This window comes from Candidatus Blochmannia americanus (nom. nud.), assembly GCF_059934915.1.
In genome coordinates this window covers 111,360-124,312 of sequence record NZ_CP011792.1, presented here as the reverse complement: position 1 = coordinate 124,312, position 12,953 = coordinate 111,360, and the positions used below count along the sequence as shown (strand labels likewise).

The window sequence follows — 12,953 nt, the reverse complement described above, 5'->3', positions numbered from 1 at the left end:
TAATCATTACTTCAATAATATTAATGTGTATTATCATTATCAAACCAACAAATGTTACGCGCTTCCATAATCAATTCTCCAGTTTTTTCCTGAGTTAATCCTTCAATATCGGAAAGATCTGAAATATCCTGTTCAGCTAAATCCTCTAATGTAGAAATACCACGCTCAACTAATTTTAATGCTAATTCATATTCAATATTAGACAATCTCATTAATCCTGTAATAGGATGAATAAAAGCAACATGATTATTATCATGATCCTTAATATTTTTTTTATTATGAGATTCAGAAAAATTTCTTAAAGCACTTTTTGCACGATCCCTAATGGTTTCTATTGTCTTTTTATCAAATTCTTTTATTGATAATAATTCTGTTATAGGTACATAAGCCAATTCCTCAATCGAAGAGAATCCTGAATTAATTAAAATTTTAGCAGATTGATCGCTAATTTTTAAAGTATGAATAAAAATATTGGTAATAGCACATATTTCAACTTGGCGTTTTTTTTCCAACTCATCTACAGTCATAATATTGAGTTCCCAACCACTTAATTTGGACACTAATCGAATATTTTGTCCATTTCTTCCAATAGCTTGAGCTAAATTAGATTCCTCTACTGAAATATCCATGGTATGCGTATCTTCATCTATCACAATAGATGCAACATCAGCAGGAGACATAGCATTAATAACAAATTGTACAGGATTATCATCCCATAATACAACATCTACACGTTCACCTCCTAATTCACTAGAAACAGCTTGAACACGCGCTCCTCGCATACCCACGCACGCCCCCACTGGATCAATACGTTTATCATTTGTTTTAACAGCAATTTTGGCTCGTGAGCCAGGGTCTCGTGCTGCTGCTTTAATCGTGATCAATTCTTCTCCAATTTCAGGCACTTCAATACGAAATAATTCGGTCAACATTTCAGTCTTAGTACGACTTATAAGTAATTGAGGACCTTTAAAATCTGGCCGTACTAAATAAAGAATACCACGAATTCTATCCCCCAATCTAAAGTTTTCACGCGGTAACATTTCTTCCTTATTAATAATACCTTCAGCATTATTTCCTAAATCTATGCTTATGTTATCTCTATTAATTTTCTTTACTATACCTGTAACAATATCACCTTGACGACTTAAAAACTGTTCTATAATAATTGCACGTTCAGCTTCACGTACCTTTTGAACAATAACTTGCTTTGCAGTTTGTGTTGTAATACGATTGAAACTGATAGATTCAATAACATCTTCAACATAATCACGGATTTGAACTTTTGGATCTTCAAACCGAGCAGCATCCAACGTAATTTCCTTAGTAGGTTGAGTTACTTGTTCCACTACCATCCATCTCCGAAACGTATTAATCCGACCTGATTTTCGATCAATTACCACACGTACTTCAATATCTTGTTCATATTTTTTTTTTGTAGCAGCAGATAATGCTATCTCTAGCGCCTCAAAAATTTTTTCTTGAGGTACAGCTTTTTCGTTAGACACTGCTTCCACAACAGCCAGAATCTCTTTATTCATCCTAGTTGTCTCAAAATGCTATTATTTTTTTAATAGCTATATATGTATTGTCGTTTAAATAAATCTTACAAATAACCTACCACTCATCCACGTTAGAATCAGAAAATTACCGTATTTATTGATACAATTGCAAAACTATGATGAATGAACATACACCAATTTATTGTCCTATTCAGATCAGATAACCTTGTTATCATATAACAGAATTCTATTCAATATTACAAAATTCATAAATCTTGAGAAATTTTCATAGAAAACAATCAGTGATCCACTTATTTGGTAGGTATATTCCTAATATTATAAGAAATTCATTAAGATTCTTTAAATATCAACGTGTACCCATAAATAATTTAATAATTGATACCACGTCTCTAGCTCATATCAATATATTTTCTATTATTCTATTATTACAACAGGATGCAGCTTACACATAACGTGTATTATTACGATTAAAAAAATAATTTGCTTAATACGGTTGCGGGGGTCGGATTTGAACCAACGACCTTCGGGTTATGAGCCCGACGAGCTACCATACTGCTCCACCCCGCGTCTGTATCAAAACAGCGAGAATTGTACACCATATAACGTTAAGAAAGCAAATTATTTATATCACGAATAATACCGAGGACGGGATTTGAACCCGTAATCTCAAATAAGAGAACTACCACCTCAAAGTAGCGTGTCTACCAATTCCACCACCTCGGTTATTAATAAGGTTTCATATTAATCGCTATAATGATATATATGTATATATCTTTTTCATCAATTCATTATTAAATGATGCTATTTATACAAAACCTGTATAACTTTATTTATCCTGAAATTGACTATTTTGCACATTGCCTTGCATATATTTTTGATTTTGCTTACTATTCATATTACCTAGTAACAAACTAAATAAAAAAAATAATATCGCTAGAATTACTATCAAACACGTTACACCATCATTAATACCTCCTGACCCTAACATATCCCCTAAAGAACGACTACTCAACATTCCTCCTCCTGAATTATTACCTTGATTTTGCTGCAACATAATTAATGTAATTAAAGCTACTGCTATAATTAAAAAAACAACTAAACAAAATTGATACATAAATGTTATTTCGCCCTCATATAAGCATATACTATTCACAATGAGATTGTGTCCATATCTATTAATATTAAACTAAACTTTTCTTATATAAAATATATTATATAAATTACCGATATTGTAATGCACGATATATCGTAATATTTCAATCTAATGACTATTATATTGATTTTATTGCTGATTTAATTACAGAAGCAATCCTATTTGCCAAATATAATATTTTATCGTAACTTTTTCCTTCTACCATAATTCGGATATATGGTTCAGTACCAGACTGACGTAATAATACGCGTCCTTGCTCAGATAACTCCTGTTCTACTGCTTTAGTTTCTTTCTTAACCAAATCAGATTCTAAAGGACTCTTAATACTAGAACAATATACATTAACTAAAATCTGCGGCAATAAACACACATCATTACATAATTCATATAAACTTACGCAATTATTTACCATAGCAGATAATATTTGCAGAGCAACAACAATACCATCTCCTGTGGTGGTTTTATCTAAAAGTACAATATGACCAGAATTCTCGCCACCAATACACCAACCCCTTTTTTTTAACATTGCAAGCACGCACCGATCACCAACATTAGCACGTGCGAAAGGAATATTTAACTGTTTTAATGCTAATACAAGTCCCATATTACTCATGAGAGTTCCTACGATACCTCCTGTTAATTGTCTACAATACAATTTTTCTCGAGCAATAATATAGAGCATTTGATCGCCATCTACTTTATTTCCAAAATGATCTACCATAATTACTCTATCGCCATCCCCATCATAAGCAATACCTAAATCTGCTTTTTTTGATAAAACATGAGCACGTAATTTCCGAATATCTGTAGTACCACATTCTTTATTAATATTAACTCCATTTGGACGACACGAAATTGTAACTACATTAGCGCCCAGCTCACGAAATACACTTGGAGCAATATGATAAGTAGCTCCATTAGCACAATCTACAATTATTTTTAATTTTCTCAAACTCAGATGAGCAGGAAATGTTCCTTTACAGAATTCTATATAACGACCAGCTGCATCAACAATGCGACTAGCCTTCCCTAATTCTTTTGGTTCAACGCATGTTAAACATTTATCTAATTCTGTTTCTATAGAACGCTCTACTTCAGTATCTAATTTAGCACCCTTAATAGAAAAAAATTTAATACCATTATCATAAAAAGGATTATGCGAAGCAGAAATTACAATACCAGCCTCAGCTCTAAAAGCACGGGTTAAATATGCAATAGCTGGTGTAGGCATGGGACCAGTTAATGCTGCAGATAAACCGGCAGCAGCTAATCCTGATTCTAATGCTGATTCTAACATATATCCAGAAATACGAGTATCCTTTCCAATGATAATGTAATTAGACCGACCACCGCTAAAATGACTTAATACCTTTCCTGCAGCCCACCCAAGTCTCAACATAAAGTCCGGAGTAATTGGAATACTTCCTACTCTACCTCTAATGCCATCAGTACCGAAGTATTTGCAGCGATTCATATCAGTTTTTTTCCCCTCCTTTACTGTAGCGCACCATAGTACGCACTACTTTTAATGCTTCTGCTGTTTCCTGAACATCATGAACACGAATAATTTTTGCGCCTTGTATAGCCGCAATCACTGCACAAGCAATGCTACCTATTAACCTTTGTTTAGGGTCATGTTGATTACGGCTAAGATTAAGCATAGACTTACGTGATATACCTACCAATAAAGGTAAACCAAAATGATGAAAATATTTCAAATTAGCCAATAACTGATAATTATGTGTTAAATTTTTTCCAAAACCAAAACCAGGATCAAGTAATAACCTATTTCTATCAATACCTGCCGATTCAAAACGAGTAATTTGTTGAGTAAAATACTCATTTACTTCATTTATAATATTAGTAGAGTATACAGGAGAATTTTGCATTGTCTTAGGCTCTCCCTGCATATGCACCAAACACACCGGTAGTTTACAACATAAAGCAGCCTGCATCGCTCCTTCAGCGGTAAGAGAGCGTACATCATTAATCAGATGCACACCAATAGCTGCGCTCTCGCGTATGACTAATGCTGATGATGTATTTATTGAAATAAAAATATCAAAACGCTGCGCTATAGCGCGTACTACAGGTATAACACGGTCCGCTTCTTCTTCATCGCTGATGCCGTCGGCCCCAGGCCGTGTTGATTCACCGCCAACATCAATTAAAGTAGCGCCATTAGTAATCATATTAAACACATGATCAATTGCTTTAGAAACGTTACAATAGTTGCCTCCATCAAAAAAAGAATCTGGTGTAACATTCAAAATTCCCATAATTTGAATTTTAGAAAAATCCCAAATACAATTATTCATAACCAATGTCATAAATTTAAAGACATCTCCAAAAATTATTTAAAATTAATCTATATTATTTAATTCATATCAAAAAAATAAAACACTATTTAATATTAAAAATAATTTTAACTTTTTGTGCAAAAATCATTATGTATTATTGTGACGCAGCACCAGGATGATCATTATAAGATTCGCTATCTACTGATTTTGATTCGTTTTCAGAAGAAACACAAATATCTTTGCCATTAATATTAGACGTACCGTTTTCCCATCCAGATGGAGGATTAACTGGTTTTCGATCCATCAAATCATTTATCTGAGATACATTAATCGTTTCGTATTTTATTAATGCATCTTTCATAGCATTCAGAATATCCATATTTTCAATCAAAAGCTTGCGAGCACGTGCATAATTTATTTCTATCAGAAATTTAATTTCCTGATCAATAATACGAGCGGTTTCATCAGACATATGTTTTGATTTAGCTACTGAACGCCCAAGGAATATCTCTCCTTCTTCTTCTGTATACAATAACGGCCCAAGCCTTTCAGAAAATCCCCATTGGGTTACCATATTCCGAGCAATAGAAGTAGCTACTTTAATATCATTAGAAGCACCAGTAGATACTTTATTAGGACCATAAATTATTTCTTCAGCAAGTCTCCCTCCATACAATGTAGAAATTTGACTTTCTAATTTTTGACGACTTGTACTAATTACATCACCTTCTGGTAAAAAAAACGTTACACCTAAGGCACGCCCTCTAGGAATAATGGTTACTTTATGAACTGGATCATGCTCCGGGACTAATCTACCAATGATAGCATGACCTGCTTCATGATAAGCTGTAGATTCTTTTTGAGTTTCCGTCATCACCATAGACCGACGTTCTGCGCCCATTACAATCTTGTCTTTAGCTTTTTCAAATTCTATCATCGATACCATATTTTTATTATCACGAGCAGCAAATAATGCCGCTTCATTTACAAGATTAGCTAAATCTGCCCCTGAAAATCCCGGTGTGCTCCGAGCAATTACTAATATATCTACATCTGATGATAACGGCACATGATTAATGTGTACTTTTAATATCTGTTCTCTCCCTCGGATATCTGGTAATCCTACAACTACTTGACGATCAAATCGCCCTGGTCTCAACAAAGCTGGATCTAACACATCTGGGCGATTAGTAGCAGCTATAACAATAATCCCTTCATTTCCTTCAAATCCATCCATCTCCACTAGCATCTGATTTAAAGTTTGTTCACGTTCATCATGTCCTCCTCCTAAACCCGCACCTCTTTGACGACCAACTGCATCAATTTCATCAATAAAAATAATACATGGAGCTGCTTTCTTAGCTTGTTCAAACATATCCCGTACACGAGATGCTCCAACACCGACAAACATTTCTACAAAATCAGACCCCGAAATAGTAAAAAATGGAACTTTTGATTCGCCAGCAATTGCTTTTGCTAAGAGTGTTTTTCCTGTACCAGGCGGTCCTACCATTAATATTCCTTTTGGAATTTTTCCTCCTAATTTTTGAAATCTACTAGGTTCACGCAAATAATCTACCAATTCTTTTACTTCTTCTTTTGCTTCATCACATCCTGCTACATCTGCAAAAGTAGTCTTGATTTGATCCTCAGTTAACATACGCGCCTTACTTTTACCAAAAGACATAGCTCCTTTACCACCTCCTTGCATTTGACGCATAAAGAAAACCCACACCCCGATCAATAATAACATCGGAAACCAAGAAATAAAAATAGACGTAATTAAACTTGGTTCTTCTGGAGGCTCTCCAACAACTTTAACTTTCTTAGTTAAAAGAATATCAAGTAGTTTCGGATCATTGACTGGAATATAAGTAGTATAACGATTACTATCCTTTTTGATAACTACAATTTCACGGCCATTAATACGAGCTTCTTTAACTTGATCTTGATTTAAATCATACATAAAAGTAGAATAATCCAATTTACGACTACCTGAGTCGCTAGGCCCAAAATTCTGGAATAAAGACATCGCGACTACTGCAATAACCAACCAAAGACCCAGATTTTTCGCCATATCGCTCAAAAGCTTACCCTCGCATTACAACAAAATTTAAATAATTTTAACATGTCCACATGTTAATTATACTTACTTACGTTCTTTCGCTACAATATAAACCTCACGAGAACGAGATCTAGAGGCATCTGGTTTGCGGATTTTTACTATGTTAAATAAAGAATGCACATCGCATAAGTATTTATCCCAACCCCTGCCTTGAAAAACTTTTACTAAAAAAGTACCTTTACGCATTAAAACACCACGACAAATATCTAACGCCAAATTTCCAAGATATATAGATTGACTTACATCAATTATTGATATACCAGTTGTATTAGGAGCCATATCAGATAAAACAACATGAACCTTTTTATACCCTACCCATGTGCACAATATTTTAAAAATATCAGGATCAGAACAATCTCCTTTCAAAAAACTCACCCCAGAAATTCTACGCATAGACAATATATCACAAGCTACAATATGGCCTGTACTTCCTATTTCATTTTTTGCGTACAACGCCCAACCACCAGGCGCTGATCCTAAATCCACTACTGTCATTCCGGTGGAAAACAATGCATCCATACGATTTATCGCATCAAGCTTAAACCAAGACCGTGATCTCAATTGCCGTCTTTGAGCTTCTCTCGCATACTGATCTTTAAAATATCTTTGTACCCACTTTGAAGAACGTATTGAACGTTTTCTATGTGCCATGCCAGGTTATTACTTCTCAAGTATTTTTAAATAATAAATAAACAACATTAATAAAACAGCGATAATCTATGTTCCTTACAATTTCACTGAAATAAAAAATTTTTTTTATAAAATAGATTAAATTTATGTGCATATATAATTTATATATTCTTCCAAATATTTCAAATAATACGTATAATAAAACATATCTAATTACAAATAACAAATCTCAAAAACACACAAAAATTAAAATATAAACCTACTAGTAATAACATGAATTATGCCATACATTTGCATAAAACGTGTGTCTATATAGATTATACAAACACATAGAACTTAAATTCTTAATTTTATAATTACTATTCTATAAATTTTTTCAAAAAAATAAAAATTCAAAAACATATTTTTAATAATATTTAACCTGGATTATTTTATATCTTATCTCTCCTGTTGGAGTATTAACTCCAACAACATCTCCTTCTTTATGACCAATTAAACCTCTAGCCATTGGGGAGTTTATAGAAACCATATGTTCTTTAAGGTTTGACTCATCATCTCCTACAATAGTATATGTTTCTCTACATGCTGTATCTAAATTTTCAATCCCAACTGTAGCACCAAAAACTACTCTATCCCCGGTAGTTAATCTAGCAATATCTATAATATGGGCATTAGAAAGCTTAGACTCTATTTCTTGAATACGACCCTCACAAAATCCCTGTTGTTCACGAGCGGCATGATATTCAGCATTTTCTTTTAAGTCGCCATGCTTACGCGCTTCAGAAATATTTTTTATAATTTCCGGACGACGAATATTTTTTAAATAATCCAATTCTTCTCTCAACTTTTCAGATCCACGTACAGTCATTGGTATACGCTTCATATTTTACCTTTATCTTATTGCATATGTTTAATAAAAATTAATACTCATCTATATATAATCAATACATCATTATTAAATAATATTTATATCTTTATCTTTTTAAAAAATAAAAAACTATTATACCTAATTTTTAAACAATTTAATTACAAATACCCTCCTCTTACATATACACTATTTTATAAATAGCATTTGCCCTATGAAAAACATTATAAATAGGAAAACCACGATATTGAAAAATTTTAAACTTAATGATATATTACGTATCGCGTCAAAATACAAATTAAATCAATCAATATGACTATCCTATTGTATTGTCGTGAGTATATGTAAGAATTTGTTCTTGATTCTGATTATACTGAACAATAAACTCCATAATACTATTACACAACGATAATACATTTGTATTATATTTAGATGATATTGAGTAATAACGCCCTCTCCATTTCAAGGAACTAATAATATGCTCAATTCTTTTTTCCGCCACATGCCTGTCCAACAAATCTATTTTGTTAAATATTAGCCAACAAGGCTTACAAACTAAGTTTTTATTGTAGTTACTCAACTCATGTTTAATAGTAATGATATTTTCTAACGGATTAGAGTTATCCAAAGGCGCAATGTCAATAAAATGTAATAATATTTGACAATGTTCTAGGTGTTTTAAAAAACGCATTCCTAAACCTAAACCATTAGAAGCTCCTCTAATAATACCAGGAATATCAGCAATAACAAACCTATCATGATCATTAATTTGGACTACACCCAAATATGGTACTAATGTAGTAAATGGATAATCTGCTACTTTTGGTCTAGCTGATGATATTACACGAATAAAACTAGATTTTCCAGAATTAGGCAATCCAAATATTCCAACATTTGCTATTAGAAGCAATTCCAATGATAAATGTCTGAATTCTCCCGCTAACCCATGAGTATCACAAAATTCTTTACGACGTCGTAAAAAAGATTTTAAATGCCCATTGCCGAAGCCACGCCGCCCTCCTTTCGCTACCATTAACCACTTTCTATTATCACCCATATCCCCCAATAATTTATTTGTCTTTTGGTAACTCACTCTAGTTCCCCAAGGGACTTTTATGATAAGATCTTTACCTCGTTTACCAGTACACCCGCGGCTACGCCCACATTGTCCGTGACCAGCCTTAAAAACACGATTAGAATTAAAATAACTTAAAGTATTAATATTAGGATCCGCCAACAACCAAACATCCCCCCCATTTCCTCCATTGCTACTATTAGGTTTTTGTAGAAAAGCAGCTCTTCTTCCAGTTTTTTTAAAACTAACATATCCATTTCCCCCATTACCAGCAATAACCGTGATGTTAGTTATATCGACAAATTTCATGATATATCTCTAATATATCGTCTGCATTTTATGTTATATACAACTTATCATTTAACGATCTAGTATAAATTTATTCAAAAATAAATTTTAATTTCATATCACAACATGATGATGTAGTAACATTTTATTTCTACATCCACAGTTATCATGTCTAGATAGGTAATTGCATTACCCTAAAAACTACATAAATGATTAAAATTATTTTTGCAATAATTCTTAGAACTACAAAATATATGCATATATTTTGTAGTTAAAAATACCAATACAATCATTCCCGATCATCATTCAGTGTAACTGAAACACTCTGGTATAATTATTGCCTACTTATACAAACGCAAAACTAATGACTCGGTAACATTAACACATTAGATTTACTATCCATTAGAAATGATACTAATAAATCTACGGTGAAATGCACCCTTTTTTTCAAATAAAACTCTTCCAGATTTTAAAGCAAAAAGAGTATAGTCCCTTCCGCAACCTACATGCTTTCCTGGATGAAAAGTATTACCACGTTGGCGCACAATAATAGCACCTGAAGATACAAATGCGCCTCCAAAGCATTTAACTCCCAAGCGTTTACTATGTGAATCTCGACCATTACGAGTAGAACCTCCAGCTTTTTTATGTGCCATTTTGATTTCCTATTTTTCAATTATTCGAATCGCGACTACTACTAATACTTGTTATCTTTATTGTTGTAAAACATTGACGGTGTCCTTGAAATTTACGAAAATGTTTACGACGACGAAATTTAATAACCTCTATTTTTCGATCAAGACTATGAGCTACAATTTCTGCTATAACCTGTCCATCTTTTATAAAAGGACTACCTATCTGAAGGTCTTCATCATATTTAATAAGTAATATTTGATTAAATACAACTTGATTACCAACATTAATATCAAGCCGCTCCACATGAATCACTTGTCCTGCGACAACACGATACTGTTTGCCACCAGTTTGAAAAACTGCGTACATAAATAATAATCCATCTCTCATTTATAATCTGATATTATTTCTATAGATATTCTTATACATTAAAAAAAAATGTTTCTCAACACAATAATAAAATTAACATGTATTACTCACAAATATAAATACACTATACACAAATCGTTACACATACATAAATAATTATATAAATTATATCTAACATTTAATAATTGTAATAATATCAATGAACATTAATCAAATATCCAAACTAACTGAACAAGATATGGAAGATGTGAATTTAGAAATTTATACACGATTAGCATCTGAAATTAATTTAATCGACAAACTTGTTCAATATATTGTTAATAGTGGAGGAAAACGAATTAGACCTATGATTACGTTGCTAACTGCAAGAGCATTGCATTACAAGAAAACACAACACGTTACTATTGCTACATTAATAGAATTTATTCATACTGCTACTTTATTACATGATGACGTAGTGGATAAATCACATATGAGACGCGGTAAAGTAACTACTAATGTAATTTTTGGTAACGCCGCCAGTGTTTTAGTAGGAGATTTTATATATACACGAGCTTTTCAAATGATGACCGAATTAGAATCCTTACGAATATTATCTTTAATGGCAGATGCCGTTAATATAATTGCAAAAGGAGAGATATTGCAATTAACAAATTGCAATGACCCAACCATTACTATCGACAGTTATATGAAGATTATTTATAGTAAAACCGCTTGTTTATTTGAAGTAGCCTCTCAAGCATCGGCTATTTTAGCCGATGCTAATGTTTATCAAGAAAAAGCGTTACGTAATTATGGACGATATGTAGGAATGGCTTTTCAATTAGTTGATGATTTATTAGACTACAATGCATCAGAAACAATATTTGGAAAAAATATTGGAAATGATTTAAATGAAGGAAAACTTACTCTTCCTTTATTACACGCTATTCAACATAGCACTCCAAAACAAGCTTCACTTATACGTCACGCTATTAAACAAGGTTACAGTCGTCATTTGTTGAATACAATTTTAGATACCATGCATCAATACGGATCATTAGAATACACTCGACAATGCGCAGAGATAGAAATTAACAAAGCTATTTCTTGTCTCAATATTTTACCCCCTTCTCCTTACCGGAAAGCATTAGCAAGTTTAGCAACCTATATAATTCAAAGAACCCATTAGTTTTAGTACTTATAAACGTAAATATATTTAGCACCAACATTTACAAATAAAACATAGAAAATTGTAATTATGATTACACACAAATCATGCTCTTTATCCTCATAAAATATATAAATGTTTTCTTATAATTATAAAAAACATAATACACCATATTAACGAACGAATTGATAATAAAACATAAAAGATATATAATCATGTTTTAGAGATGATCATAAACACATACCAGGAAATATAAATGCTTTTTAACCAAGTACCGGCAGGAAAAAATATTCCAGAAGATATATATGTTATTATTGAAATTTCAGCGAACTCTGATCCAATTAAATATGAAATTGATAAAAAAACCGGAATAATATTTGTTGATCGTTTCTTATTAACACCTATGTTTTACCCTTGCAATTATGGCTATATTAATAATACCTTAGCACTAGATGGAGATCCAGTGGATGTGTTAGTACCTACTCCATATCCTTTAAATTCAGGTTGCGTAATAAGTTGCCGCCCTGTAGGCATACTGAATATGATCGATGAATCTGGAGAAGATGCTAAAATCATTGCGGTACCTCATAATAAAATTTCAGAACAATACGCTCTAATAAAAAATATAAGTGATTTTCCAAGTTTAATACGCGCTCAAATCAATCATTTTTTTAAAAATTATAAAGATTTAGATGCTAAAAAATGGGTAAAAATAAAAAACTGGGGCAATGTTGATGCTGCTAAAACAGAAATTTTAAACTCTTTTGAACGTTTTAAAAAAAATATGTAGTTTATATTTTTTATTAATTTCACATATTTATAAAATATTTAGTTTTTATACC

General features: G+C 32.3%; 12 protein-coding genes and 2 tRNA genes. 2 read left to right on the top strand and 12 right to left on the bottom strand.

Going from position 1 to position 12,953, the window contains the following annotated elements:
- Positions 1-20: 20 nt before the first annotated feature.
- From nusA to rplU, 12 genes are all read right to left on the bottom strand, one after another.
- Positions 21-1,541, bottom strand: a complete 1,521-nt coding sequence (gene nusA / locus Bamer462_RS00535) for a transcription termination factor NusA (RefSeq protein WP_500837764.1) — start codon at positions 1,539-1,541, stop codon at positions 21-23.
- A 475-nt stretch (positions 1,542-2,016) separates the two neighbouring features.
- Positions 2,017-2,090, bottom strand: a tRNA-Met gene (locus Bamer462_RS00530).
- 70 nt (positions 2,091-2,160) lie between these two features.
- Positions 2,161-2,246: transfer RNA gene (locus Bamer462_RS00525), tRNA-Leu, on the bottom strand.
- A gap of 103 nt (positions 2,247-2,349) precedes the next feature.
- Entirely contained in the window at positions 2,350-2,637 is a 288-nt protein-coding gene (secG, locus tag Bamer462_RS00520; RefSeq protein ID WP_500837763.1) for a preprotein translocase subunit SecG, read from the bottom strand.
- Positions 2,638-2,794: 157 nt separating this feature from the next.
- A complete protein-coding gene (gene glmM, locus Bamer462_RS00515; RefSeq protein ID WP_500837762.1) occupies positions 2,795-4,150 on the bottom strand; it encodes a phosphoglucosamine mutase in 1,356 nt (451 codons plus the stop codon).
- Position 4,151: 1 nt separating this feature from the next.
- Positions 4,152-5,006, bottom strand: a complete 855-nt coding sequence (gene folP / locus Bamer462_RS00510; RefSeq protein ID WP_500837761.1) for a dihydropteroate synthase — start codon at positions 5,004-5,006, stop codon at positions 4,152-4,154.
- 124 nt (positions 5,007-5,130) lie between these two features.
- Positions 5,131-7,062, bottom strand: a complete 1,932-nt coding sequence (gene ftsH / locus Bamer462_RS00505) for an ATP-dependent zinc metalloprotease FtsH (protein WP_500837760.1) — start codon at positions 7,060-7,062, stop codon at positions 5,131-5,133.
- 63 nt (positions 7,063-7,125) lie between these two features.
- Entirely contained in the window at positions 7,126-7,752 is a 627-nt protein-coding gene (gene rlmE / locus Bamer462_RS00500; protein ID WP_500837759.1) for a 23S rRNA (uridine(2552)-2'-O)-methyltransferase RlmE, read from the bottom strand.
- A gap of 385 nt (positions 7,753-8,137) precedes the next feature.
- Positions 8,138-8,614, bottom strand: a complete 477-nt coding sequence (gene greA, locus Bamer462_RS00495) for a transcription elongation factor GreA (protein WP_500837758.1) — start codon at positions 8,612-8,614, stop codon at positions 8,138-8,140.
- A 298-nt stretch (positions 8,615-8,912) separates the two neighbouring features.
- Entirely contained in the window at positions 8,913-9,980 is a 1,068-nt protein-coding gene (obgE, locus tag Bamer462_RS00490; RefSeq protein ID WP_500837757.1) for a GTPase ObgE, read from the bottom strand.
- A gap of 374 nt (positions 9,981-10,354) precedes the next feature.
- Entirely contained in the window at positions 10,355-10,615 is a 261-nt protein-coding gene (gene rpmA, locus Bamer462_RS00485) for a 50S ribosomal protein L27 (RefSeq protein ID WP_500837756.1), read from the bottom strand.
- Positions 10,616-10,631: 16 nt separating this feature from the next.
- Entirely contained in the window at positions 10,632-10,961 is a 330-nt protein-coding gene (gene rplU, locus Bamer462_RS00480) for a 50S ribosomal protein L21 (RefSeq protein ID WP_500837755.1), read from the bottom strand.
- 199 nt (positions 10,962-11,160) lie between these two features.
- Between rplU and ispB the strand changes: the two genes are divergently transcribed.
- A complete protein-coding gene (ispB, locus tag Bamer462_RS00475) occupies positions 11,161-12,132 on the top strand; it encodes an octaprenyl diphosphate synthase (protein WP_500837754.1) in 972 nt (323 codons plus the stop codon).
- Positions 12,133-12,367: 235 nt separating this feature from the next.
- Positions 12,368-12,901, top strand: coding sequence for an inorganic diphosphatase (gene ppa / locus Bamer462_RS00470; protein WP_500837753.1), 534 nt, complete (start codon positions 12,368-12,370; stop codon positions 12,899-12,901).
- Positions 12,902-12,953 lie beyond the last annotated feature (52 nt).